We start from the raw sequence: 25,494 nt of genomic DNA, 5'->3' as shown, positions 1-25,494 counted from the left end.
CTCTTTGACCGGGTATTCACCGTTTCTGAGAGTCAGTCCTTTCGGGCCTGCGACGAACCCCCACGTTCCGGCTGGATCGGGGTAATACCGAGTAGGCGATGAGACAGCGAGGAGCTCACACCACAAATTCGCCGTTTCCGGAGTGTAATTGAAGAACACGGTGCCATCCCGCCCTGGTTCTCCCGGTCGGCAGTGAAAGTCGATGGGGACCCTACACCTCGTCACCCGGGATCGGGACGTTAACAGCAAAGCGTCGCGTGGGAGGTGTTCACGCAGGAGTTCGCTGAGAAAAATCTGAAAGACGCGTCCAGCTAAGTCGGGTATCGAAGGTGGTTAATCGATTATGCGACGCAGGCAGGTCGGCAGCGATGCCGGACAGTAACAATTCGGTATCTGTCCCAGCCGACACCTCGAACCTGCGACTCCGAAACAGTCATACAGTACGGGTTTCAAAGTAACCTCAATCACTGAGAATGTGCCCACATCGGGCACAGAACCATTCTATCGGCACTGTGAATCTTCGGCGGATATCCGAACTAACAAAGCCAATCGATATAGCGTAATGCCGTTTATAGGTCCCGTGCAAAGCATTGATCGTGTGGAAGAGTTTCGGATTTAGCAGTATCCCTGGTTTTTGCTTGTTTTAGACGACGCCGATACTCTTCGACGTAAAGTACGTATAGCCAGAATTTTTTGATCGGTTCGTCGTTGCCAACTGACGAGATCAAAGACTCGTGTTCCGGAACCACCAGTACCGGGGTCTTCCTCCAGCGAAGGCCACAGTCCAGCAGGGGTACTGGTTCGATTGAGCGCCAATGAAGTCAAACCGATAGCGTTAGTCAGGAGAAAAACGCGATCCGAATGTCGACCCACCGATTCGAATTGAATGGATTAACACACGGATCGAAACGACACAGTTACCCAAATAAACTATCTTATTTGAGTTATCAGCATCAAATAACTCGCCTACAAAGTACAATATTTGGGTAACTGGTGTTAGAAAATCAGTGACTGGTGATGGTAAGACGAATATTAAACTGGGGCCTCCAACGGAACTAGTTTCCAATCACTTCATCAGCGGACTCCTCTGGAAGGGGGGAATCAGACGCTGACCCCCAGGGTAGAGGCCGAACATCGGTGCTTCCAGGGACGGGAATCCAGACCGACCGAGACTGATCGTACAGTCGGACGGAACCGAACCTCTGTCCGATCGAATCGGCGTCTATCGCTGTGACCGGACGCCTCGTATCTCGGCCAGAAAATCAGTACTTTCAGTGATACGCCTTGGGGAATTTGTTGTACACGTCGAGAACAGTGGCGGACTCGGACTCCAAAAGCACGGCTTCTGAGACAGATCGATATCCGGGATGTGCCTCGCCGGCGGTTTTTTCATCGCAACGGCTGCCAGTGAAACGAGTTGTCCCTCGTGTTCACGATTGCTCCGTCGCTGTGAGTGCCTGCAAAGACCGGATTTGTTTTCCGATGCTGAACCGTTCTACTGTCGTTGCGCCGTTACTCAGAGCACTACGAAGACAGCAAAGCCGATGGAGTATATCCTGTTCTGAGACGTAACCTACCGTGGAACGCACAGCCGACGATACCGTCTTCAAACCGATTCGGAGTTAACACTGGGTTCTCCATGATCGAGTTACTCGAATCTGGTCGATCCCCTGGAGTGGCTGTCTTCGCGGAAACAGCTGGCCAACGTAACGCTCTGGTAGGTCGCAGGTCGCCCAGTGGGCAAACATTCCATTCGATTTACAGCACCTCGTCGCATGTCGTGCCGGAGCACTGACGTTACGCGGTTATCGAACCCGGTGGAGTTCATTTCACCGGTAACCCTGGTCAGATACAGAGTCCCAATTCGACAACACGGATCATGTCAATGTCTATGTGGGTCCGCCAGGTGTGGCTCGCCAATTCTACCGAAAATCTCAGTCTCTAAGCCCACGGTCGGACGTCTCCGAGTCGTTGGAACCTCTGTGTATCGAGCAGACAGCATCATCAAGATCACGTCCCATTTGTCCGCCGTGAATCCCAGGGAGATCCAGCCGAGAGACGGCAAATCGGTTCGTGTTGCTGGACCAGGTGTGCTGTATCCAAGTTGTGTGCCAGTAAGGCATCCGTAACACATCTATCGGGATAAATCAGAAGTCAGCACGCCGCTGTATCCGCAGAACACTCATCGGCGACGATCTGGCCGTGATTCCAGTACTTTTTGCAGATACTCGACATAGTGGCGTGTTCGCTACCGAACTCATATACCGTATGTCGCTATACGGAAAGTGGCCGAAATTCGAATCGAGATCTGTGCGGTGACGAGTATCGAAAAACTGCGATTACAGCTCGTAGAGGCGATCAGAGTCGTCTGCGGTATGGTGACCGAATCGTTCCCGCGGCGCAAAGGGCCGTATTCGAATCGCTCGATCAGCGACCGGTCGTGATTCTGATCGGATCGTCTGTTAGAACCCGCTCGCCAATATTGGATTGCAGAATCAAGACGTCGCCAGTTCGGTCTCCAGATCGGAGTCGACGATGACGTCGGTCGCCTGCTCGACGGCCTCGGTTTTTTCCGCCGTGTTTTCCAACAGCACGGTCTCACTGGGGAACAGCTTTTCGCCGAGTTCGAGGCCGTGGTCGTGGGCCGTCGACCCTGTGACCGTGAGGTAGACGCCGATCCCCGTCTCGGCGATGGCTGCTTCCTCGACCGTCCCCGGTTCGGGATAGGTAAAGGAGAGGTTCTCGATAGCGTCGGTCCCCAGCACCGCCTCGACCAGTCGCTCGTATCGGGGCGAGATACAGAACTCGCCCTCGTAGGCGTCGACGAACGATCGGTTTAGCTCCCCATCGAGTTCGCGTCTGATTTCGGGCGTCGCTAACAGGGAGTGCCAGACCGTATCACCGAGACCAGACACGATCCGAACGTCCGTGTCCCGCGGGTCGATCCGGTCGTTGACTTCCGCGAGGGATCTGAGCGGGTCGGCCGTCAGTTCGACGACTTCCTCCAGGACGAGATCGGCGCTGTCGAAGCCGAGCGCGAACTCGTGTTTCCGGAGTGCACGGAACGGTTCCTCCCGGCCGACCAGTTGGATGTCGATGTCGTCGGCGGAGACGGTCACGCTATCGAAGACGATGCGACGGGGCATCCCCTCGCGGTCGTCGCGCATGAGCGTGAACTCAGGTGTACTGTCCTCGTAGAGGTCGCTGTAGGTCGCGAGGCGTTCGTACACGTCAGAGTCGGCGGTCTGTTTGCCTTTCGTGACGGCTTTTTCGTACTGAAGCGTCGAGATGATTTCGTCGGCGAGGTCGGTCGTGCCGGTGCGACTGGCGATCCGTTCGAGGACGGCTTCGAGCGGTCGCCCTTTCCTGGGCACGGCGACGCGCACAGTCGTCATTATCAAAACGCAGACGAGCCGGAAGTAAAACGAGTCCGGTTTCCGACCGATTCGACGCGTTACCCGTCGGTCGCGCCCAGAACGTTACTGAGCTGCTCGCGCCACTCCTTGAGTTCCTCGATCTCCCCGTCGATCTCGTCGACGCGGGACTCGACGTCGTCGATTTCGTCGAGATCGCCCTCGACGTCGTCGACCGTCGACTGGACGTCTTCGAGGTCGTCGTCGAGGTCCTTGATGTCGCCTTTCAGCGACTGCAGGTCGTTTTTGACTTCGCCGACGCTGTCGTCGAGCGACTCGACCTGGTCCGTGTTGTCACCGATGTCCGATTCGAGGCCGTCGACTTTCGACTGGACGTCGTCGAGTCCCGACTGGACGTCCTCGATGAGGTCCACGCCGGTTCCGTTCTCCTCTAAGAACTCCTCCAGTGCGTCGATGTAGGCCTCCAGATCGGCCACGTCGGTCTGGAGTTTCTGGATCCGTGCGTCGGCAGCGCCGCCGTCCGAGGAGTCGCTACCGACCCCCTCCAGTTCGAGTTCTTCGCGGAGCACGTCGAGGTCGTCGTCGTCGACCTCGTCGTTGCGGATCTCCGTCGCCAGGGCCGCGGCCACGCTCTCGACGTTCCCCGTGGCCCCGTTCGTCGCCGCGTTCTGTGCGCCGTCGTCGTCCGCGTCAGCCTCGGATTCGTCTGCCTCGTCCGTGTCCGCCTCGGCCTCCGTCTCGTCTCCGGCATCGTCCGCCTCGTCGCCGTCGTCGGCCGCCGATTCGTCGGCGTCGTCCTGGGCGTCTTCCGAGCCACCTTCCTCGTTGGGATCGGTCAGATCGAGGGTCCCAATGTCCTCGTCCGGTTCCTCGTCGTCCAGGCCCGGTACGGAATCGGTGTTGCCCGAGATCACGTCGCGGACCACGTCGCTCCCGCTGCCGCCGACGACGCCGTCCTCGTCTTCGAGGGGCGGGTCCACGTCCGCGATGTCCGGTTCCGTGAGGAACTGCTCGACGTTGTCCGTCCCGGTCGCCCGGATGCCGTACACCGTCGTGTACTGTTCCTCGGACTCGATTTCGCGCTCGAACGTGATCTCGTCGTCCTCGATCGTCCAGAACTCGCTCCCGTACTCGGGATGAAAGCCCAGGTCCTCGACGGCGACGTTCTCCGGTACCTCGTCGACGATCCGAACTGTCACCGCCTCCGTCCGGTCGGACTTGATGCGGAACGCGATGGCCGGGACCGGAAAGGCGTCCGCCTCGAACGTCTTGATGACGGTTATCCCGTTCGAAGCGACTGTCACCTCCTCGTAACTCTCCGATTCACTCATGCTTACACGTCCGTTTACCAACGATATTAAAGCTACGTACCGTTCCCCTATGCTTCCAGACAATAAATCAGAGAAATATATCTCCCCCAGAGCCGCTTTCGAGCCCGTCGAGTGCCGGTTTTCACCGATCAGAAGGGAGGAATTCGGGTCCGATACCGTTACAGGTCGACTCGGTCACCGATCTCGACGAGTTCCAGTCTGCTTGGATGTTCGAAGCTCCGAACGTGGTCGTGGAGCGCCGTCGGATCTGCGGTGAGTCCCTTCCACATGTCCCAGTGGGAGGGGAGCAGTCGATCGAGTTCCAGTTGACGCGCGGCTTCACAGATCTGCGTTTCGTCGCTGTACCACTTGGTGTATTTCGGCTCGCGCGTCTCCTTGTCGAGCAACATTCCGTCGGTCCCGTAGGCCAGGACGCCCAGATCGATGTCGTACTCCGCACCGATGGACTCGAAGGGAGCACCCGGGCGAGCATCCCCACCGTGGAAGAACGTGCCGGCGTCGTGTTCGAAGACGTACGACACGGGGTGGGTCGCGTCGGGGTCGTTGGCCGGTTCGACGTGGACGGTAAAGGAGCCGATTTCGAACGTGTCTCCCTCGCTGACCTCGTGGAATTGGCCCTCGTCCACGTCCCACTCGTCGGTCCAGCCGGTTTCCTCGGCGACCGCGAGCGAGTCGTCGGGACCGACGTAGTCGGCTCCGGTTCCGGCCAGAATCGGGGCCTGGCTCGGGCCGTCGACGTGGTCCGAGTGTTCGTGCGTGGCCAGCACGGCATCCGCCTCTCGAACGTCAGTCGGGTCGAAGGGAACGGGAACCATCCGGACGGTTCGGGGCGGGTCACCAGTACCCAGATACGGGTCGATGAAGACGGTGGTGTCGTCGTCGGCCTTCAGGACGAAGCCGTTGCAGCCGAGATACCAGATCGCGACGCCGTCTGGACTCGCGTCTTCGACGGCTGCGGGGAGCCAGTCGCCCCAGTCGCTGTGTACGGTCATGGACGGAGGTGACGGTGGCAGCGAAAAGAGCCTACCGGTCAGGAGTAAACGGCGATGGCCGTGATCATGAGAACGGCGCTCAGCGCGAAGCCGAACGGGGCGAAATCGATCTCGGTGAGGCCGACGAGATACACCGCGTTGCCCAACAGCGGTGCGATGGTCGCCAGGAACATCGTTCGGGTCTGCTTGACCGCGGTCGGCGACTCCCCGAGGCGCAGATATTTCTCGACGAACAGCACCATCGACCCGATAGCCAGGAGGTACGAGTACGCCGCATGCAGGTAGTACCACGGCCCCCAGTCGAACTGGAGTCTGACGATGCTGCCCGGTGGCTCGACGACAGTCGTCGACGCACGCACGAGGTGATGGAGGCCGTTCGTCCAGACCAGCAGGTTCGTCAGCACGGGAACGAGTGCTAACAGGAGGACGTTCCGGGTAGTCATCAGGTCCGCCCGACCGGTGTACTCCACGGCGAACACGAAGATCGAGAGCGTCGCGAGCGTGGGGCCGACGAACCGCAGGTTGTGCCAGAACAGTCGTCGAACCGGCGAGCCCGCACCGAGCATCATCCCGTAGGACACCGTCCAGACGACGATCGCAGTGAGGAAGCCGATCATCGGTTTCGCTCCCGGGCGACGGTGCTGGGGGAGCGTCAACAACAGCAGGACCGTAGAGATCGCCGCCGCGGCGAACAGCGGCACAGTGTAGATATTGAACGCCAGAGCCATCTATCGAATCACTAACCGTGTCACCTGCATACAACGTGGGGGGTTTTAACACCCTCGCCCGGGCGATCGTACTGCCGGGCAGAAAGGCGTGAACTGTGGCCTGTTGTGCGGGCAGAAACGACGTGAAAATACGGACTCGCGGGGTTGAAAACGCGGAGCGGCAGTATCAGTCTTCGCAGCAGCCGCCGGCCTTCTGACCGAAGTCGATCGAGAGCGGATCGGAGATCTCCTCGTTTACCTCCTGAAGGCGCAGTTCGAGTTCGTTCTGGGCCTGGAGGAACTCCGACATCACCGGCACGTCGTGGAGCGACTCCTGTTTGGACTGGAGCTCCCGGAGGTCTTCCTGGCTCGCCTCTCCGGTCTGGCGTGCGAGCATGAACTCCTCGCGGAACTGCTCGAACTCCTGGATCTTCTCCTGGGCCTCCTCGCTTGCCTCGACTGCCGCTTTCGCCTCCGCGAACGCCTCGTACTCCGGCATCTCGGCGATCGCCGCGCCGAGTTCGCGACTGAGTTCGTCGACCGTCGATTCGGGGGATTCCGGGGACTCCGTTTCGATACTCATCACCAGCCGATAGGGGTTTCATCCGTTTTAACCTGCCGAACGATACACGCCCCGGCCTGGAGCGCGGTCGCGCTGCACGCGTCGAAACGTCGGCGTTTTACGCACCGAGCGGGTACAGGTGGCTAATGAGTCAGGACCGGTCGGAGTACTCCGAGGGGGACCTCCGCAACACTGGGATGTCGCTCAAACACGACCGCGAGTGGGATTACGAACTCGACCGCATCGTCGAAGCAGTCGAGGAACGCGACGCCGAAACGGTCGGCCTGCAGTTCCCCGAGGGGTTGAAACGCCGCTCGAAGGCGGTCACCGACGACCTCCGGGAACACCTCCCCGAGAACGTGACCGTCATGACCTCCGGGCAACCCTGCTACGGGGCCTGTGATCTGGACACGTACATGATGCGCCGGACGGACGTCTTCGTCCACTTCGGCCACAGCCCGATGAAGGAATCGGAGAAGATCATCTACGTCCCGCTGTTCTCGAACGTCGAGGTCACGCCCATCATGGAGGAGTCACTCGACGACCTCGCCGATCCCGAGGACGATCCGAACGTCGGGCTGGTGACGACGGCCCAGCACATGAACCAGTTCGACGATATGCGCGAGTGGCTCGAGGACCGCGGCTACGAGGTCCACACCCGCCGCGGCGACGACAGACTGACCCACGAGGGGCAGGTCCTGGGCTGTAACTACGCGAGTGCGGACGTGGACGCCGACCAGATCCTCTACGTTGGCGGCGGGAAGTTCCACCCCCTCGGGCTGGCGATGGAACATCCGGACAAACACGTCGTCATCGCCGACCCGGTCAACAACGTCGTCACGATCGCCGACCCCGAGAAGTTCCTGAAACAGCGCTACGGCGCGGTTCACCGGGCGATGGATGCCGAGGACTGGGGCGTCATCTTCTGTACCAAGATCGGCCAGGGTCGCTGGGACCAGGCCGAGGAGATCATCGAGAACAACGACAACGCCTACCTCGTGACGATGGACGAGGTGACGCCGGACCGACTGACGAACTTCGGGTTCGACGCCTACGTCAACACGGGCTGTCCGCGCATCACGACCGACGACGGCCCGCAGTTCAAACAGCCGATGCTCACGCCTGGCGAGTACGAGATCGCCATCGGCGAGAAACCGCTCGACGAACTCTCCTTCGACACCTTCCACGGAACCTGGTAGCGACCAGGAGCCACCGGGCAACCACTCGGGAAAATCGCCTACGTTCACGCCCGTTGAGACGTTTCCGTGGTCCGATCGCCCAATCGCTCCAGACGTGTCTTCGCCGTCGCTGTCCTCATACTGCTCGCCGTCGTCGGGGCCGCGGCAGTGCTCGCGACGATTGGCGTCCCGGGTCTCCCGTTCGGCCCGGATGGGGACGGCGAACGACTCGCGCCCGGGGTCTACGAGAACGAGACGGTGAACGTCACGCGATTGCTGGAGGCACACCAGACCCAGTTGCGTACCAGTGGCTTCAGTGCCGTGACCGCGGTTACGTCCCGAACGAACGGGTCCGTCACCGTCTCCAGCGGCCAGCGGGTCAGGGCGTCACCGAATCTCACGCAGGTGCGCGTCCGACAGAACCGGTCGACCGCCGACGGGGAGAACGTGACTGCGCAGGTGTATTCCAACGAGACGACGACGCTCGTCCGGCAGGTCGTCGACGGGAACGAATCGTATCAGGTTCGCGAGCGAACGCGCGGACGAACCGTGCCGCCGATATCCAGAGCGACGCTCACCGTCCTCGGCCAGGCTTCCGGGAACTTCACCGTCGCGAACGTGACGGAGACTGACGGGGAGCGGCGCATCACGCTCACAGCGGACCTGCCGTCCGGTAGCAGTCCCTCCGACGCTCGGACGCAGGTCAGCATGGTCGTCGACAGCCAGGGCGTGATCCACACGCTCACCGTCCAGTCCGGACGAGAAGGTGGGGCACAGACCATCGAGAGCGCCTATCGACTCCGAGAACTCGGCGTGGAATCGGTCGATCGACCGGCCTGGGTCAGCGAACTCCCGGCGAACGCCACGCGGAGAACCCCGATCGACGGGCAGCAACCCGTCGGTCGATGACCGGTTCACCGACACCGTCCGGTGGTTCCGGACCAGTTGCCGAGTGTCCCCGTCCATCGAGAGGGAACCGTATCGAACGATGCTACAACGAGTAGCAACGTCGCAATAGCTCATACTTCCGTGGGAGTGGTACGACCTGTCGTGGCACGAAAGCGCACAGTTCTCACAGCAGCAGTAGTGTTGTTCGTCGTGCTGGCACCGGCCACGGCGACTGCAGCGGCTGCGACGGGAACACAGGCAGCGGAGAACGGAATGCAAGACAGTGGTGAACTCGCACCAGGGGTCTACGAGAACGGGACGATAAACACGACGACGCTATATCGAGCACACAGCGAGGGGCTCCGCGAGGAGGGGTATCGAGCGAGCGAAAGTCTCACCGTCGAACTCAACGACTCGGAGTTCCTGACGGCCGAAACGGAGAGTGAAGGGGCTGCGGACGGTGAGAACGCCTCGGCGATGACGAGTCTCTCCATCCTGGGCATGGAGTACGACATCGCGAAGTGGTCGAACGAGTCCCAGACAGTGGTTCGAATCGAGAAAGACGACAACGTGACCTACCGGGTCTACGAGCGCGGTCCGCCGGGGTTCGCTGGCCCACCGAACGACAGTGAGTACGACGATGGAAACGGGCCGCCGATGGACGACCGCCCAGGGATGGGCGAGGGCCCACACCGTGACGGTCCCCGGGATGGCCCCCGTGACGGTCCTCGGGATGGTCCCCGTGACGGCCCCCGTGACGGACCATACCACGACGGTCCCCGTGACGGACCACACAGGAACGGCCCCGGCATGAACGCTGGTCCGGGGATGGGCATGGGCATGCAGCAGGGCATGGGTATGCACCACGGCATGGGTGCTGGTGAGATGGCAGTGCCCGGACACGCGGTGTTGCTCCTCGATGCGATCACTGAGAACTTCACCGTCGAGAACGAGACGACCGTCGACGACCGGACCGCCTACACGCTGACCGCACCGGTCGAGGTCGACGAGGACGTCGAGGGTAACTTCACCGGGAACGTCTCGCTCGTGGTCGACGAGGACGGCGTCGTCCACTCGGCCGACGTGACCGTCGCGTCGGACGAGTACGACAGCGTCACCGAGTACGGCTTCTCGCTCGACGAACGCGGCGTCGACACCGTCGAGGAACCCGACTGGCTCGACGAGGTGCCCGAGAACGCCACGATGCCCGGACCGCCCGATGAGCGGCCGGGGAACGGCGGATACGACGGCGGAGACGGCGCGGGCAACGGACCGCCCTGAGCGACTTCAACGGCCGCCTCTTTTTTTGTGTGCGTCGGTTACGCGTCGAGATGTCGTTCGAGCAGTCTGACGTTCCAGACGTTGGCCTTCCAGACGGCGTCGAACAGCGTCCCGAGCGCCGGGATCGAACCGACGACGTAATCGACGGTAATGAGAGAGAGCATCACTGCCACCAATTTCGCGGACGCGCCGGCGCGGATGGCCTCGAAGACGACGTACAGCGAACACGCGTACGAGACGGTGTCGCCGGCGACCGGCAGGATGCCGAGGATGGGGTCGAGTCCGACGCGGTAGTTGATGACGGGGATCTCGATCGCGGAGTCGAGTAACTGGCTGACTGTTCGGGCGCGCCGGAGCGACGGGTGGGGATCAGCTCCAGCCTGTGCGCTAGTCGCGGATACCATGGGTACCTGTCCACGCCCAGGGCAAAAGAGGTGTCCTCAGAACGACGCCTGCAACTCGTGCCCCATCCGTTCGACGGCGTCCTCGGCGGCGTCGACGGCACCGAGCATGCTGGCGAAGCCGTGGATCATGTCCTCGTAACTGTGGTGTTCGACGTCGATACCGTCCTCGCGGAGGCGGTCGGCGTACGCCCGGCCCTCGTCCCTGAGCGGGTCGAAGCCGGCGGTGACGACCGTCGCGGGCGGGACGCTCGAGAGGTCGCGGGCGAGGAGCGGCGCGAAGTACTCGTTGCGCACGTCGGACTCCGTCGTGATGTACTGCTCGACGAACCACTCCATGCTCCGCCGTTCGAGGAAATAGCCTTCGGCGTTTTCCTCGTAGGAGTCGAACTCCCCGAGCACGGGTGAGGAGACCGCCGGATAGATCAGCGTCTGGTGGGCCAGCGCCGGCCCGCCGCGGTCCCGGACCGCAAGCGTCGTCGCCGCAGCGAGGTTTCCGCCCGCCGAATCGCCACCGACCGCGATGCGTTCTGGATCCAACCCGACCGTATCGCCGTATTCACGGACCCATTCGACGGCCGCGTAGGCGTCCTCGACCGCGGCGGGGAAGGGGTGTTCAGGCGCGAGGCGGTAGTCCACCGAGAGCACGGCACACTCTGCGGCGTTGGTCAACCCACGCGCGAGCGCGTCGTGGGTGTCCAGACTCCCGACGACGAAGCCACCGCCGTGGTAGAACACCAGCACCGGATGTGGACCCGACGCGTCGGGGAGGTACAACCTGACCGGGAGCGCCTCGGCCGGCCCCTGTATCTCGAAGTTCTGTACCTCCTCGACCGGTTCGCCCTCGCGCATGGCCGCGAAATTCTCCATCTGCTGGCGAGCGTTTTCGACCGACAGCGAGTAGATCGGCGGGACCGACTGGTCTTCGAGCAGTTGTAGAATGGCCTGTACCTGTGGATGCGGTTGGTCCGACATGGATTCGCACACGAGTCGCTGCCTGAAAACGTCCAGGGGCCAACGGGATTACCGCAGGACATGTACAAAGATTTTTGAATGATTGGTGTGTATCTCTATGGAGATGAACGGGAGCACCGATCGACGGACGGGGCGGCCCCAGGCGGGGTGGCGATGAGTTCGAAGAGTGCGCTGGCCCAGCGGTTGGCCATCGTCGCGGGGTTCGAGGACCCGAACGTCTCTTTGGAACAGTACCGGACGCCGCCGGAACTGGCGGCACACCTGGTGCATACCGCAGACCTGCAGGGCGATATCGAGGACCGGACCATCGTCGACCTCGGCTGTGGCACCGGAATGCTCGCACTGGGGGCGGCGCTGCGGGGCCCGACGCAGGTGGTCGGTCTGGACATCGACCCGGCACCGCTGGCGACCGCCCGGGATAACGAGCGGAAGGTCGCCTCAGCCACGGAGGTGGAGTGGGTCCGGGGCGACGCGACGCAGGTCCCGCTCGGTCCGGACGGACCGACGACGGTCATCATGAACCCGCCGTTCGGTGCTCAGTCGGGCAACGAACACGCGGACCGGGCGTTCCTGGAGACCGCTTCCGAGATCGCGGACGTGTCCTACTCGATCCACAATGCGGGCAGCGACGCGTTCGTCGAGTCCTTCGCCGCCGACAACGGTGGCGAGGTGACACACGCCTTCCGGGCGGAGTTCGAGCTCCCACACCAGTACGACCACCACACCGAAGAACAGCGGACGGTCGACGCGGAAGTGTTCCGGATCGAGTGGAGCGGTTAGGCGTTTTCCCGCTGTGCGATCCGCACCCTCGTCCCGTTCCGTTCGACGAAGACGCCCTCCTCGGTCCTGTTGAAGCGGAGCCCGCCGGCGCTGACGTTCTCACCAGTCGCCGGAACCCCGACCGATCCGATGGACTGGTTCTCGTCGATGACCGTGAACCGGAACGACGACTCCGTGGGTCCGATGAGCACTCGGCGGCCGGCGATGCGCGGTTCGACGGTCGTCGCATCCGATTGGAAGGCCAGCCGGCGGTCGCCGTCCGGCGGGTTCAGGAACACCTTGTAGACGCTGCTGTTACCCGCTGCCTGCCATCCACTGCGGTTGACCACGACCGTCTCACGCCAGCCGGGGCCACCGACGACGACGGTCGCGCGACCCTGAAACGCCAGCCGGTTCTTCGAGACCATCGTCTGGAAGACGCTCCGGCGTTCGCTGACGACGATGACGCCGCTGGTGTTGATTTCGGTCGTCTCACCGAACAGCGAGACGTCGACTGCGGAGACGTACTGGTCCTCGACGTCCTCGGCGTAGGTGACAGTGTAGTCCTCGACCTGGACGCTATTGTCGAAGGGATCCGCGGAGACGAACACGAGGTTCGGAAGCACCGCAGCGCCGGCCAGCGCGACCGTCACGGACAGCAGCAAGCCGGCGGCGACCACGCTGGATCCGAGCCTGAAGCGACCGAGAATCCGTTTGCTCGACCCGCTGACGGCGGCCGTTATCAGTGCGGCCAGGAGGAAGACGAGGAACACGCCGGCCGCGCGGAACAGGACGTAGCGGCCGCCCCCGCGGAACCAGTAGACGGCCCACAGCGACTGGGCCACGACGAAGACGACCGAGGCGAGCCAGAGCCGTCCGGCCGGTGGCCGGCGGTCGTGGCGATAGGCGACGTACCCGCCGAGCAGGACACCGAGCAACAGTCCGAGCGCATGTCCCTGGACGGCGACCTGCGCCCACCAGGGCGTGATAAATTGCGGCCCAGACTGTGCGATCTGGACCGGGTTCAGGGCCGCCTGGTAGAGCAGGTTCAGCACTTCCATCCCGGAGAGCGCGACGACGGTCGCGATGGGGTAAGAAACCAGCGCGAAGCCGGCGAAGGCGAACACGACGCCGGAGAAGCCGATGACCGGTCCCAGAGCGAAGACGCCGGTGAGCACGCCGACCGCGAAGACACCGATGGGGAACAGCAGGATGCGAACGAAGGGGTTCGCTCGCCACGTGCTGAACGACTGGCTCCCGCGCGTCGTCGGGAAGTGGCTCCAGGCGTACTCCGCGATGGGCGCGAAGGCAAGCGTGCCGAGCAGGTTGCCCGTGACGTGTCCGAGACCGGCGTGGGTGAACGGTGCGGTCAGGACCCCGAGCGGGTAGAAGTACGACCACGCGCGGAACGGAACTACCAGCGGGTTGCGAGGGTGTGCGAGGCCGCCCTGAAGGAACAGGTAGACGGCCGCGACGCCGACGACAGTCAGCAGCGTTCCCCACGGGATGCCGAGGAAAAACCGTGCGCGGAGGCGTCGGCCCCACGCGCCCTGTGGCCGGGCGATTCGAAGGGCGATCCCCAGCGACAGGAGGACGCCGGCGAGAACGAGCATCGGCCAGACCGGCAGCCACGACGGCCCGACCGTGAATTGCAACACCCCCATCTATACCCACATCGGTGGGGCGCGTCGGTTTAGCTTCTGTGGTGCAGGGCGCTAAACCCCCTCTTCCTCAACGAGCGATCGTTAGCGAGTGAGTAGGAAGAGGATACAGCGCCCGCCATCGTTTCACTTTCACTGGACGGCAGACCCTTACTACCTTCGCGGTTGAACAGAAGTAGTAAGATGCTCACCACGCTCCCGACGACGTTCAAACGCGATAAGAAGCGTGCGTCGTCGGTTGTGGCCGAGTGTTGAGCCGGTAGGAGTGGGACACTCCGAACCACCTATCAAGGGAAGTCGCCTGCGGAGTCTGGGACCGTCCCCAGAAATCTCCGATTTCTGGTGGGCGAACGAGAGCTTCGCTCTCGTTAACGCTGTGCCCACGTCGGGTGCAAGTGCCGACGCAGAACCAGGAAGTCGTTCGAAAGACGAAGTCTTTCGTGATCACGAAAATCTCCGATTTTCGGACGACCCCGCCCTCAACAAACGAGGGGCGAGTAGCCCCAAGCGCGGTAGGGCGGGGTAGTTCACTGCTTACTGACTCGTTGCTCCGTGGGCGGTTCTGACGAACGGGCCGCAACGACCTTGCCCAGTACAGGCTGTGTGCGACCGCATCGAAGAACACTGGATTATCGCATAGAAGTCGATGTACTGGATGAAAGATCCTGTCCGACGCTCGGCAGAGGTCTGTTTTCACCCGCCACACTTGAGACGGACACTTGCCATTACGATCGTCGTCGGAACGTGGTTGACGCTCTACAACCAAGGCGACATGTTACTTTCGGCGGGGCTATCTACCGCTCTCTCTGCCAAGATCGTTCTGAACTACCTGACACCGTTTCTCGTTTCAAACTGGGGTTTGGTTTCACGAGAAGCGAACCGCGCTTGAACGATCCCAGTCACGCATCCGTCAACCACAGGGAGTCGATGCACTGAACTGGTGCCTGCGCAAATTCCGCTTTTTTCGCGTAAGTTTTTCCGCGAGCGGTGTCCGCAGCGAGCAACGCGAGTGAGGTGACCCGAAGCGAAAAAACGGGACGCTAGAACTGCGGGAGGTTGGTCAGTTCGCCCTCGGGCACGTCCTCGAAGGCCGCGCGGGCGATCGACCGTTTGTGGACCTCGTCGGCCCCGTCGACGATCCGGAAGGCGCGGTTGGCCTCGTAGAAGTCCGCCAGCGGGAGGTGTCGGGAGATGCCCGCCCCGCCGCAGGCCTGGACCGCGAAGTCGATGGTGTCCTGGACGACGTTGGCGGTGAAGTACTTCGACATCGCCACCTCGATGCGGGCTTCCTCGCCCTGGGCGATCTTCTCGGCCGCGTGGCGAACCATCGTCCGCGCCGCGTGGAGCTGGGTCTCGCGTTCGGCCAGCTCGAAGCGCTGGGCCTGTTTCTCCGAGAGGTTCTCGTCGAAGGCCTCGCGTTCGCTCATGTACGCTTTCGCGATGCCGAGCGCGCGGTCTGCCATCCCGGAAAAGCGCATGCAGTGGGTCAGTCGAGCGGGGCCGAGACGCTGCTGGGCGATCATGAAGCCGGCGTTCTCGGCACCGAGGAGGTTCTCCTCGGGCACGCGGACGTTGTCATAGCGGATCTCGGCGTGGCTCTCGGGGACGAGGCTCTGGCCGATGTGGGGCGTGGAGTTGACGATCTCGACGCCGTCGGCGTCGGCCGGGACCAGGATGATCGAGGTCCCCTCGTAGGGGTGAGCGTCCATGTCTGTCCGAGCCATCACCAGCAACACGTCGGCCTCGACGCCCTGGGTCGTCCACCACTTGTGGCCGTTGATGACCCACTCGTCGCCGTCCTTTTCTGCTGTGGTCCGCATCATCTTCGGGTCCGAGCCGGCACCGTCTCGCGGCTCGGTCATGGAGAAGCCCGACCGGATCTCGCCCTGAACGAGCGGTTTCAGCCACTTCTCTTTCTGTTCCTCGGTGCCGACGAGTTCGAGGGTGTGCATGTTCCCCTCGTCGGGGGCGTCGACTCGCATCGCCATCTGGCCCAGGACCGAGCGACCGGCCTCCTCGAACAGCGGCAGTACGTCGCGGAAGTCGTAGCCACCACCGCCGTACTCCTCCTCGATCTGCGGGCAGAACACGCCGTACTCCTTGGCGGTCTCGAACAGATCCTCGATGACGTCCATCGGGACCTCCGCCTCGCCGAGATACTCCCGTTCGACCGGGAGCACCTCCGTTTCCATGAACTCCCTGGCGCTCTCCTGCAGTTCCTGTGCTGTGGGGGAATCTTCGTATTCGACGACCATACCCCTCCCTTGAGAACGCAACAATGTAAAACAATGCCCTGGTATTTTTCCGCCCGCTCCGGTGAACCCCCACTTATTCATAGGAGTAGATCCAATGGCTCTTACAATGTTAGCACCAGAGGGCAGTGACCGGTCGGAACGGAGTGATCGGGCGTGACGGACGCGAGCGAGGAGTACTTCGAGCGCATCGTCGACCAGGACGCGCTCGCTGCGTACCTCGAAGACCAGCTGGGTCCCGTCGACGACTACGAGGTCGAACACCACCAGGAGGGCCATTCCAACGAGACGCTGTTCGTGACCTGGGGCGGGCAGGAACTGGTCATCCGTCGGCCGCCGCCGGGCGAGACCGCCGAGAACGCACACGACGTGCTTCGGGAGTACAAGGTCATCCACGCGCTTCAGGACACGACCGTCCGCGTCCCGACGACCGTCGCGGCCTGTGACGACCACGACGTGATCGGATCGGACTTCTACGTCATGGAACGCCAGGAGGGCGACGTGATCCGGACGGACGAACCCGACCGGTTCGCCACGCCCGACCACCGGCGGGCCATCGGCGCGGAACTCGTCGACGGCCTCGCCGAGATTCACGAGGTCGACCCCGAGTCCGTGGGACTGGGCGAGTTCGGCTACCCCGAGGGGTTCACCCAGCGCCAGGTCAAGCGGTGGAGCGAACAGTTGACGTGGGCGTTCTCCGTCACCGCCGAGGAGCGTGAGGTCCCGGTGCTGTACGACGTGATGGAGTGGCTCCAGGAGAACGCGCCCGAAGACCACCCGCACACGCTGGTCCACGGGGACTACAAACTCGACAACGTGATGTTCGCGCCGGGAACGCCGCCCGAGATCGCCAGCATCTTCGACTGGGAGATGGCGACGCTGGGCGACCCCTTCACGGACCTCGGTTGGATGCTGTCGTACTGGTGGGACGGGAAAGACCCCGACCCGCCGGCCTCGACATCCTCGCTTTCCTCGACGTTCATGGCCCAGGAGGATTACCTCACCCGGGAGCAACTGGTCGAACGCTACGAGGACCACACCGGCTACGAGTTCGAGAACGACCGGTTTTACCGGGCGCTGGCCGTCTACAAACTGGCCGGTCTCGGAGAGATGTTCTTCCGACGGTACTTGGAAGGCAACAGCGACGACCCGATGTACCCGAAGATGCGCGACGGCGTGCCGGAGTTGGCCGACCGCGCGATGCGCATCATCGACGGCGAGGAACCGCTATAGACGCCGTCAGGCAGTCCGGCGCGCTTCCCCGAACTTTTTTGTACCGGATCAACAGCCAGATGCCTCAGCCAACCCTCAGTCCGGCCGTTCCTGTCGGAACCGATCCCGGGTCGTCGCATACCAGTTCCCGGCCAATCTGCCGACCGCATCGACCTTCTCGACGTCGACTTTCCCTTCCGAGGTCGTCACCGAGTCGTCGACGTGAACCATCGTGATCTCGCCCAAGATCAGCGTCGAGATGCCGATGTCGATGGCGTCGTACAGTTCACACTCGAAAGCGATGTCGGCCGCGGCGACCCGGGGCGGCGCGACCGTCTCGCTTTCGGCCCGCTCGATGTCGGCGTGGTCGAACTCGCTTTCCTCGGCTGGAAGCGTCGCGCTCGTCGCGTTCATCGCCTCGGCGAGGTCCCGCGTCACGACGTTGTGCACGAACTCCCCGGTATCGAGGACGTTTCGCGCAGAGTCCTTCAGCGCGTCCGGCCCCTCGTCGACGGGGGCGAACATCACGACCGACGGGTCGACGCTGACGACGTTGAAGTAGCTGTACGGCGCGAGGTTGTCGACCCCGTCCTCGCTCGTCGTCGATATCCAGCCGATGGGCCGGGGCACGACCGCGCCGGTCATCGTCCGATACAGGGACCGCTCGAAGGTGTCCGGGTCGATCTTCATCGGTCTGCCGGGTCCGTTCCCGTCGGGAGTTCCGATTCGGTCGGCAGCCCTGTCCTCGACGGTTTCGTTACCAGTTTCATTCTGTTACCTGGTTCGGACCCGAACCTATTTATCTGTTTCCGGATATAGTTGTGACCAGCAACCGATGTCAGTCGAATCCAAAAACGAGGGGGCGTGTCCAGTCATCGAGTCGCTCGAACAGATCGGTTCGCAGTGGCGGCTGGTGATCCTCCACGACCTCCACGGCGAGGAAAAACGGTTCAACGAACTCAAGCGGTCGACGGACGCGAGTTCCCGCACGCTCTCGCGGGTGCTCGACGACCTCCAGGAGATGGGCTTTGTCACCCGTCGCATGGAGGAGGACGCACCCGTCGCGACCTACTACCGCTTGACCGAGAAAGGCGAGTCGCTGTGTCCGGTGTTCGACGAGATCGAGCGCTGGGCCGACGAATGGCTCGGCGAGGACATCGAAGCCGAGCCGGAACCGGCGACCGCGGACTGAACCGTCTTCCTTCTCTCGAAGCGATAGCCCAGCGTGGAGCGATCGAGTAGCGCTGTAATCTGCACCGAGTGGGGCCATGACGCGAGCCCCGACTCCGACCACACGGTAGAGCGCTGATATTTCAGTGTGGAGACCATGCGAATTTATGCCACGGAATTCCCTAGTGAGGATGCGATGCTCCCACGAAAGCGCAACCATGCCAGGAAGGGCGCGGCGACTGGCGCGACGGTCGGCGCGATCGCAGGAAGCCCGCTCGGGCCGGTCGGGGCGGGCATCGGAGCCGGGTTCGGCGGTGCCTTCGGCTTCATCGCCGGGGACGCCCGAGACAAGTTCGAGAAGCGGTGTCGAGCGGAGTGTTGAACGCTACGCGTACTTTTCGGGATAGGCCTCTTCGAGGAGTTCGGGCTGGTCGTCGAGTCGCTGCCGGATCGGATCGATGATATCGGAGATGTATTCGCCGGCCGCGTTTTTCAGGTCCTGCGGGTGGAGCCCGTCCTCGACGAACGCCGTCTCCAGTTCCTCGTAGCTGTCGAAGCTGATGTCGCCGCCGTACTCTTCGGGGCGCTCGATGACGAACGGCTCGTCGTCCTCGGCGAGCACCGGGAACACGAGGTAGCGCATGTATTCGAGGACGCCGTTGTCCTCGAGTTCCCCCTGCGGGCAGTACGCGCCGTTGATCTTCTCTTCGACTTCCTCGGGCGAGTCGTTGAGGTTCACCTTCGAGGACGCTTCGGAGGCGCTCATCTTCCCGCCGGAGAGCCCCGACAGGAGCGGGGCGAACAGACAGATGGGCGCGTCGCCGCCGTGGTCGGGCAGCAGTTCGCGGCCGAGCATGTAGATGCCGCGCTGGTCGATCCCGCCGTAGGCGATGTCCGCGTCCAGTGCCTTCACGTCGAGGCTCTGCATCAGCGAGTAGATGAGTCCGCCCAGATTCGGGCTGTCGCTCTCGCGGACGACCTCGCTGCCGGCGCGCTGGGCGCGCGAGACCGTCGTCTCGGCGGCCATCCGGTACATCTCCAGGGTGTACTCCTCGTCGAGCTGGAAGTCCCGTCCGCGAACGAACTCGATAGCGTCGCCGTCCGCACCGGCGGCGTCGAGCATCCCGCGGATGGCTTCCTCGTAGTACTCGCTCCGAGCGTCGAGTAAGTCCCACGGGCTCTTCTCGCTGTCCAGGTGGGCGTGCAGGTCGGCGATGAGGACCGTCACGTCGATGTCGGCCCGCAGGAGGTCGGCGAGTTTCCGAATGGTCGTGAAGTGACCGATGTGCATCTCCCCGGTCGGCGCGTAGCCGATGTAGGCCGACGGCGACTCCTCGGCCAGCAGTTCCTCAAGTTCGTCCTCCGTGACGACCTCCTCGGCGTAGCGCGTGACGAGGTCGACCCGTTCGGCCGTGTCCATACCCCCGATTCCCTCGGCACCCGATTAAAAGCTTCTCAGTCGAGTCGGTGAACGGAAGGGGATTTGTTCGCTGGGTCCCAACCAGCGGGCATGTACACGGGGAAGCGACAGAAGCCGTGTTGCCTGTGCGGGAACCCCGAGACCGCGACGCGCCTCGACATCCCGCCGCGTGCCGTCCAGTTGCTGGACAACAGCGGCCCCATCGCCTGGCAGGACATCGTCGGCGAGGTCTCCATCTACTTCTGTGAGAGCGACTGGGAGACCGTCGTCGACCTGGTACTCGACGCCGGGATGAGCCCGCTATCCCGATGTAACGCCGCCCGCGCGGACTTCGACCTCCGGGAGGACTTCGAGGCGATGCTCAACGCCGTCCGCGAGGAGCCCGACCAGAAACCGCTCGAACGAGAGATGCTCGAAGAAAGCGAGCGCGTCATCGAGGAGTACGAAGACGCCGACAACAGCGAGGTCCGTGCGCTGGTCGAGGCGCGGGTCGTGACGTGGGCGATGGAGGACCTGCGGGCCGAGCAGTGATCTGCACCGAGTCGAAAACGAGAGCCTACAGTCGAACGGCGGTCTTGCCGCTGAGCGACTCCGGCACAACCAACTGAACCGTGGTCGCGGTTCCGGACCGGGTCGTGATTCGAAGTGTCGCCGTCTCTCCTTCCGCGAGGCCCGTGTTTCGAATCGTACCGTCAGATCCGGAGTCCGACCGGAAGTCGTCGTCGTCGCTATTTGGGTCCGTGGCGTTGTACGCCTCGCCGATCAGATCGTCCCCTCCGGCATCGTTTCCACCGAGATCGATCACGAGCAACGCTCTGTCGTCCGGGCTGTTGATGACCGGAGTGTTGTCGGAGTCTGTCTCGAGGGACCCGTCATCGTCTTTGATCGGGATATGGGCGAATTCGCCCTCGACATTCTGGACGAACACCTTCTCGTGGACCGCACCGTACGAACCGGTGCTGTCGATCCACTGAATCGTCACCCCTGTCAGGTCGATGTCCCCCGCTCCGGGCGCTTTCGCGACGAGTAACTGGACCCCACCGAGAGTGTCACCGTCCATGTCCGTTTTCAGACCAGTCGTATCCAGCACCTGGATCCGATTGGTCACCTGATCGCCGCTCTGTTGCCCGGTCGCCTCGGACTTGCTCTGTAAGAACCCTGCCGTATTGATCAGCACGCCGGCCGCTATCGCCGCGACCAGCACCATTGCGATGAACACGATGAGCGTCCCGATACCGACCTGTGCGCGAAGACGTTCCGTGAGTTCAGAATCGATGTCGAACATATCGAAATCCCATCCGAGAGTACAACTCTCCTAACACGTGACTGAATAGTGCAATTCATATTAACTATTCCGCGTCGTTCTCGAATCTGAAATTCCACTGGCAGTCCGGTTCATTCACTTCGAGCCGACCGCGGACTACTCGACGGTGGCCTGCGTCGGAGCACTCAGCACGTCTTCGAGAACCTCCCGCTCGGGGAGGTCGGAATCCGGTTTCCGACCGACTGTGAGGAGTCGCTCGGTGAGCGTGAGTTCCTCGACGCCGGGGCTCGGTTTCTCGATGGCCTCGTACTCGACGGTCACGTCCCGGTCCTCGGCGGCGATGCGGACGGCACACAGCTGGTAGGACGGATAGAACACCGGCGGGAGGATACCGATGACGCCGTCGCGGCGGTGGAGCCGTTTGAGCCACGTTCCGCTGTTGGCGACCAGTCCGTCGCCGACCCGTCGTGTGTTCGGGCGGTGGGTGTGACCGTAACAGTAGAGCAGCGTCTCCGGGTGCTCGTCGAATCGCTCCCCTGCGGCCTCGACGTAGGGTTCCTCGGCGTCGACCGTGAGTTCCGTCTCGAAGATGCCGAAGCGGTCGATGGTCTGTCTGATGTCCCGTCTGAGGAAATACAGCGGAATCCCGACGAGCAAGAGGAGTCCGACGATCGCCACGTTCACCACCAACAGGAACCAGACCGCGGTGCCTGCGGTGCCGAACTGGCCCAGGAACGTGTTCGCCCACTCGACGGGGGCCGACCAGACGCCGAGCAGGTCGAGGCCGGCGAGCACCGCCAGAAGGGCACTGACGTTGAACAACAGCAGGAACGGGACCAGCGCGTACCGCAAGAGGGGGTTCATCTCGCGATAGAAGTACTTCGAGAGCATCCAGACCGGCATCCGTTCGGTCGGCGTGACCGCCTGGACGTCCTTCAGCCAGTTGTACCGGCCCCGATCGGAGAGTTTGCCGGCGCGACTGGTGACGAGCGTGTTGTAGTAGTACCCCAGCGGCGTCGCGTGGGGGTTGCCCCAGTCCTCAATGCGGTTGTTGGGGTCCTGCTGGTGGCCGTGTTCGAAGTAGATCGTCCGGTCGCCGATCGAGCGCGTGATCGACTCGTCCTGCACGAGGTCGACGTTGTACTCGGCGAAGCGCTCGACGTACTCGTCGAAGGCCGCCAGTTCGTGGTCGTGATTGCCCGGGATCAGCGTGATCGGGACGTTCTCGCCGGTCGCTCGCAACTGCTCGAACAGTTCCGGGTACGTCTCTTCCAGTACGTCGAACTTGGCCATCCCGTCGACCGTGGTGAACTCCCAGAGTCCGAAGGCGTCGCCGTTGATCACCAGTGCCGCGTCCTCGTCGGTCGTCGCCAAGCGGTCCAGAAAGTCGAGCAACTCCGGGAGGAACTCCACGTCCTCCAGTTGCTCGTCCCCACCGATGTGGAGATCGCTGATCACGTAGTAGACGCGATCGTCGGTACTGGCCATCTACTCCGATTGAGAGCCCACGCTCTAAAGGAGTTGTTCTTCGGCCCTCAGTCCTCGAACGACTCCTCGCGCGTCTCGTAGACGAGTTTCAGGGTTCCGGGCGTGGACGCTTCGGTCGCCTTTCGGATCTCTTTGAAGTCCGCGAGCGTCTCCTTCGAAGCGCCGTCGCTCGCGCGTAATTCCTCTCGGAGCGTGTCGTACATCACTTCCATGAGATGTCTGACCGCGTGTGAATCCGTCTCCGAGTCGATATCGAGGGTCGCTTCGTGTCGCGGCATACTGACGGTTGGGGCTCCGGCGGTAAACCGCTGGCCCCGAGACCGGCGGCAGTTCAGTGAGAGTGTTCCGGCTCTGACCGCTGGACCGAGATGCCGCGGCGGTGAACGATTCCCTGCATGTCGGCCGCCGACTCGGCGAACTCCCGGAACGCCCCACCGGTCTCGGACTCGGCGTCCAGGACGACCGGTCGACCATCGTCGCCGCCCTCCCGAACGCTGGGATCGAGCGGGATCGAACCCAGGAAGGGCATGTCGGACTCGTCGGCGAACGCCTCGCCGCCGCCCTCGCCGAAGATGTGGTGTTCCGAGCCACAGTCCGGACAGTGGAAGGTGCTCATGTTCTCGACGATGCCAAGCACCGGCGTCTCGTGTTTGCCGAACATCTCCAGGCCCTTGCGCGCGTCGTCGATCGCGACTTCCTGGGGCGTCGTGACGATGACCGCGCCCGAGACGGGCACGCTCTGGAGCAGGGTCAGCTGGGTGTCGCCGGTCCCCGGCGGGAGGTCGACGATCATGTAGTCGAGCGCGCCCCACTCGACGTCCTCCCAGAGCTGGGTCAGGACCTTGTGGACCATCGGGCCGCGCCAGATGACGGGGTCGTCCTCGCCGACGAGGAAGTCCATGCTCATCAGCTTCATGCCGAACTTCTCGACTGGCACGAGTTGCTCGTCTTGCGTGGCTTTGGGGCGTTCGTCCGTGTCGACCATCCGGGGGACGTTCGGCCCGTAGATGTCCGCGTCGAACAGGCCCACGCGTGCGCCCATCTGTGAGAGCCCGGCCGCGAGGTTGACGGCGACGGTCGATTTGCCCACGCCGCCCTTCCCGGAGGCGACGGCGATGATGTTCTCGACGTTCGGGAGCACCTGCTCGTCGGCGGTGAGGCCGCTGTCGACCTCGGCCGAGAGGTCGATCTCGTAGTCGACGTCCGAGAGGGCCTCGCGTACCGACTCGGCGATGGCTGTCTCTGTCGGCGAGTACGGCGCGCCGAGCACGAGCGAGACGTGGATGGTGTCCCCCTCGATGGTTACGTCGTTGACCAGCCCCAGCGAGACGATGTCGCCGCCGAGGTCGGGGTCTTCGACCGACTCCAGTCGGTCGAACACGTCGATTTCGTCCATACCGAACGTAACCCGGCCGGCGTCGAAAAGGGTTGTGAACTCGTCTCAGATCCGATTTCGAGTCTGTCAGCCGCGCAACCGTCCGTACGGCGGACGTATTCGACATGTCCTCCACCTACCGAGTTAACCATTACCAGTTACATACGACCGCAAGTCGACACCGCATTTAAGCACTCGCAGTTCTGACGGGAAGGTATGTTAGTCGACGGGTTCGGTCGCGAGGTGACAGGGGTGCGCATCTCGCTGACCGACCGCTGTAACTTCGACTGCGTCTACTGCCACAACGAGGGGCTCGGCGACACACGGGGCCCCATGGACCCCCAGGACGACGAGATGTCGACCGACGACGTCGTTCGATTCCTCGAGGTCGCCGAGGAGTTCGACGTCGACGCGGCGAAGTTCACCGGTGGTGAACCGATGCTCCGGGACGACCTCGCCGAGATCGTCCGACGGACACCTGACAGCATGGAGACCTCGCTGACCACCAACGGGACGTTCCTCCCCGAGCGGGCCGACGAACTGGTCGACGCCGGTCTCGACCGAGTGAACGTCTCCCAGGACGCGCTCGACGCCGACGCGTTCAAGGAGGTTACCAAGAGCGGCGAGTACGACGCCGTCATCGAGGGCGTCAAAGCCGCCGTCGATGCCGGCCTGGACCCGGTGAAACTGAACATGGTCGTCTTCGAGCACACGGCCGGGTACGTCCCGGAGATGGTCGAGTACGTCGCCGACAACGACGGCCTCCAGTTGCAACTTATCGAGTACATGCCAGAACTGGCCGGTCGTCCGGAGTGGGCCATCGAGATCGAACGGGTGCACGGCTGGCTCGAAGAGCAGGCCGAGGAGATCGAACACCGGGAGATGCACGACCGCCGACGGTACTGGATCGGTGGCGATTCCGACGAAGGCGGGATGGTGGAGGTCGTCGACCCCGTCGAGAACGCTGAGTTCTGCCAGAACTGCCACCGCGTGCGCGTCACGCACGAAGGATACCTCAAGGGGTGTCTCAACCGCAACGACGACCTCCGGTCGATGGGCGAGATGTCGAAACCCGAGATCCGGGAGACGTTCCGCGAAGTCGTGGCAAACCGGGTTCCCTACTACGGCGAGTACATGATCCAAGACGACGACGGCGAGTGGGTCATCAACGAGGAGTACATCGGAGCCTGATACGGGTTCTCCG

Annotated in this window: 24 protein-coding genes; 9 read left to right on the top strand and 15 right to left on the bottom strand. The window is 62.8% G+C overall.

Features of this window, described 5'->3' with window-relative positions; translation table 11 throughout:
* Positions 1-2,495: 2,495 nt before the first annotated feature.
* The 5 genes from E2481_RS00905 to E2481_RS00885 form a co-directional block, all read right to left on the bottom strand.
* Positions 2,496-3,395: a hypothetical protein gene (locus E2481_RS00905; protein WP_136715239.1), complete on the bottom strand. Its 900-nt coding sequence runs from the start codon at positions 3,393-3,395 to the stop codon at positions 2,496-2,498.
* Positions 3,396-3,454: 59 nt separating this feature from the next.
* Positions 3,455-4,705, bottom strand: coding sequence for a hypothetical protein (locus tag E2481_RS00900; RefSeq protein ID WP_136715238.1), 1,251 nt, complete (start codon positions 4,703-4,705; stop codon positions 3,455-3,457).
* A 158-nt stretch (positions 4,706-4,863) separates the two neighbouring features.
* A complete protein-coding gene (locus E2481_RS00895; protein WP_136715237.1) occupies positions 4,864-5,697 on the bottom strand; it encodes an MBL fold metallo-hydrolase in 834 nt (277 codons plus the stop codon).
* A 38-nt stretch (positions 5,698-5,735) separates the two neighbouring features.
* A complete protein-coding gene (locus E2481_RS00890) occupies positions 5,736-6,425 on the bottom strand; it encodes a histidine kinase N-terminal 7TM domain-containing protein (RefSeq protein ID WP_136715236.1) in 690 nt (229 codons plus the stop codon).
* A gap of 166 nt (positions 6,426-6,591) precedes the next feature.
* The gene (locus E2481_RS00885) at positions 6,592-6,987 is read right to left on the bottom strand and encodes a YlbF family regulator (protein WP_136715235.1); all 396 of its coding nucleotides are present in this window, start codon (positions 6,985-6,987) and stop codon (positions 6,592-6,594) included.
* Between the two features lie 125 nt (positions 6,988-7,112).
* On the opposite strand from E2481_RS00885, the gene dph2 reads away from it, so the two are divergent.
* The 3 genes from dph2 (at position 7,113) to E2481_RS18495 (ending at position 10,313) form a co-directional block, all read left to right on the top strand.
* Positions 7,113-8,165 (top strand): diphthamide biosynthesis enzyme Dph2, encoded by a 1,053-nt coding sequence (dph2, locus tag E2481_RS00880; RefSeq protein ID WP_136715234.1) that lies wholly within the window; start codon positions 7,113-7,115, stop codon positions 8,163-8,165.
* Positions 8,166-8,231: 66 nt separating this feature from the next.
* Positions 8,232-9,053, top strand: a complete 822-nt coding sequence (locus E2481_RS00875) for a hypothetical protein (RefSeq protein ID WP_136715233.1) — start codon at positions 8,232-8,234, stop codon at positions 9,051-9,053.
* A gap of 141 nt (positions 9,054-9,194) precedes the next feature.
* Positions 9,195-10,313, top strand: a complete 1,119-nt coding sequence (locus E2481_RS18495) for a hypothetical protein (RefSeq protein WP_169302344.1) — start codon at positions 9,195-9,197, stop codon at positions 10,311-10,313.
* A gap of 38 nt (positions 10,314-10,351) precedes the next feature.
* On the opposite strand, the gene E2481_RS00860 is transcribed toward E2481_RS18495, so the two are convergent.
* Together E2481_RS00860 and E2481_RS00855 are read right to left on the bottom strand one after the other, a co-directional pair.
* A complete protein-coding gene (locus tag E2481_RS00860) occupies positions 10,352-10,717 on the bottom strand; it encodes a DUF4112 domain-containing protein (RefSeq protein ID WP_136715231.1) in 366 nt (121 codons plus the stop codon).
* A gap of 36 nt (positions 10,718-10,753) precedes the next feature.
* Entirely contained in the window at positions 10,754-11,689 is a 936-nt protein-coding gene (locus E2481_RS00855; protein ID WP_136715230.1) for an alpha/beta hydrolase, read from the bottom strand.
* Between the two features lie 153 nt (positions 11,690-11,842).
* Between E2481_RS00855 and E2481_RS00850 the strand changes: the two genes are divergently transcribed.
* Positions 11,843-12,469 carry an METTL5 family protein gene (locus E2481_RS00850; protein WP_136715229.1) on the top strand — a complete coding sequence of 209 codons (627 nt, stop codon included), beginning with the start codon at positions 11,843-11,845 and terminating at the stop codon, positions 12,467-12,469.
* Here E2481_RS00850 and E2481_RS00845 read toward each other — a convergent pair.
* Both E2481_RS00845 and E2481_RS00835 read right to left on the bottom strand, forming a co-directional pair.
* The gene (locus E2481_RS00845; RefSeq protein WP_136715228.1) at positions 12,466-14,112 is read right to left on the bottom strand and encodes a rhomboid family intramembrane serine protease; all 1,647 of its coding nucleotides are present in this window, start codon (positions 14,110-14,112) and stop codon (positions 12,466-12,468) included. The genes E2481_RS00850 and E2481_RS00845 overlap by 4 nt on opposite strands.
* A gap of 1,037 nt (positions 14,113-15,149) precedes the next feature.
* Positions 15,150-16,364, bottom strand: coding sequence for an acyl-CoA dehydrogenase family protein (locus E2481_RS00835; protein WP_136715226.1), 1,215 nt, complete (start codon positions 16,362-16,364; stop codon positions 15,150-15,152).
* Positions 16,365-16,517: 153 nt separating this feature from the next.
* Between E2481_RS00835 and E2481_RS00830 the strand changes: the two genes are divergently transcribed.
* On the top strand, positions 16,518-17,594 hold the full coding sequence (locus E2481_RS00830; protein ID WP_136715225.1) for a phosphotransferase family protein: 1,077 nt from the start codon (positions 16,518-16,520) through the stop codon (positions 17,592-17,594).
* Positions 17,595-17,669: 75 nt separating this feature from the next.
* On the opposite strand, the gene E2481_RS00825 is transcribed toward E2481_RS00830, so the two are convergent.
* On the bottom strand, positions 17,670-18,263 hold the full coding sequence (locus tag E2481_RS00825; protein ID WP_136715224.1) for a flavin reductase family protein: 594 nt from the start codon (positions 18,261-18,263) through the stop codon (positions 17,670-17,672).
* 145 nt (positions 18,264-18,408) lie between these two features.
* On the opposite strand from E2481_RS00825, the gene E2481_RS00820 reads away from it, so the two are divergent.
* Together E2481_RS00820 and E2481_RS00815 are read left to right on the top strand one after the other, a co-directional pair.
* Positions 18,409-18,765 (top strand): winged helix-turn-helix transcriptional regulator, encoded by a 357-nt coding sequence (locus tag E2481_RS00820; protein WP_136715223.1) that lies wholly within the window; start codon positions 18,409-18,411, stop codon positions 18,763-18,765.
* A gap of 174 nt (positions 18,766-18,939) precedes the next feature.
* Positions 18,940-19,125, top strand: coding sequence for a glycine zipper domain-containing protein (locus tag E2481_RS00815; protein ID WP_136715222.1), 186 nt, complete (start codon positions 18,940-18,942; stop codon positions 19,123-19,125).
* 3 nt (positions 19,126-19,128) lie between these two features.
* Here E2481_RS00815 and E2481_RS00810 read toward each other — a convergent pair whose 3' ends face one another.
* The gene (locus E2481_RS00810; RefSeq protein ID WP_136715221.1) at positions 19,129-20,163 is read right to left on the bottom strand and encodes a tyrosine--tRNA ligase; all 1,035 of its coding nucleotides are present in this window, start codon (positions 20,161-20,163) and stop codon (positions 19,129-19,131) included.
* A gap of 90 nt (positions 20,164-20,253) precedes the next feature.
* Between E2481_RS00810 and E2481_RS00805 the strand changes: the two genes are divergently transcribed.
* Positions 20,254-20,694: a hypothetical protein gene (locus tag E2481_RS00805; protein ID WP_136715220.1), complete on the top strand. Its 441-nt coding sequence runs from the start codon at positions 20,254-20,256 to the stop codon at positions 20,692-20,694.
* A 25-nt stretch (positions 20,695-20,719) separates the two neighbouring features.
* On the opposite strand, the gene E2481_RS00800 is transcribed toward E2481_RS00805, so the two are convergent.
* The 4 genes from E2481_RS00800 to E2481_RS00785 form a co-directional block, all read right to left on the bottom strand.
* Positions 20,720-21,448, bottom strand: coding sequence for an archaellin/type IV pilin N-terminal domain-containing protein (locus E2481_RS00800; RefSeq protein ID WP_136715219.1), 729 nt, complete (start codon positions 21,446-21,448; stop codon positions 20,720-20,722).
* 135 nt (positions 21,449-21,583) lie between these two features.
* Positions 21,584-22,915: a metallophosphoesterase gene (locus E2481_RS00795; protein WP_136715218.1), complete on the bottom strand. Its 1,332-nt coding sequence runs from the start codon at positions 22,913-22,915 to the stop codon at positions 21,584-21,586.
* Between the two features lie 47 nt (positions 22,916-22,962).
* Positions 22,963-23,193, bottom strand: a complete 231-nt coding sequence (locus tag E2481_RS00790; RefSeq protein ID WP_136715217.1) for a hypothetical protein — start codon at positions 23,191-23,193, stop codon at positions 22,963-22,965.
* A gap of 53 nt (positions 23,194-23,246) precedes the next feature.
* A complete protein-coding gene (locus E2481_RS00785) occupies positions 23,247-24,311 on the bottom strand; it encodes an Mrp/NBP35 family ATP-binding protein (RefSeq protein ID WP_136715216.1) in 1,065 nt (354 codons plus the stop codon).
* A gap of 195 nt (positions 24,312-24,506) precedes the next feature.
* On the opposite strand from E2481_RS00785, the gene moaA reads away from it, so the two are divergent.
* Positions 24,507-25,481: a GTP 3',8-cyclase MoaA gene (gene moaA / locus E2481_RS00780; RefSeq protein WP_136715215.1), complete on the top strand. Its 975-nt coding sequence runs from the start codon at positions 24,507-24,509 to the stop codon at positions 25,479-25,481.
* Positions 25,482-25,494: the final 13 nt, after the last annotated feature.

This window comes from Halorientalis salina (assembly GCF_005049285.1).
Taxonomy (GTDB): Archaea; Halobacteriota; Halobacteria; order Halobacteriales; family Haloarculaceae; genus Halorientalis; species Halorientalis salina.
The sequence above is the reverse complement of the archived record's forward strand: the minus strand, read 5'-3'. Positions and strand labels throughout refer to the sequence as shown.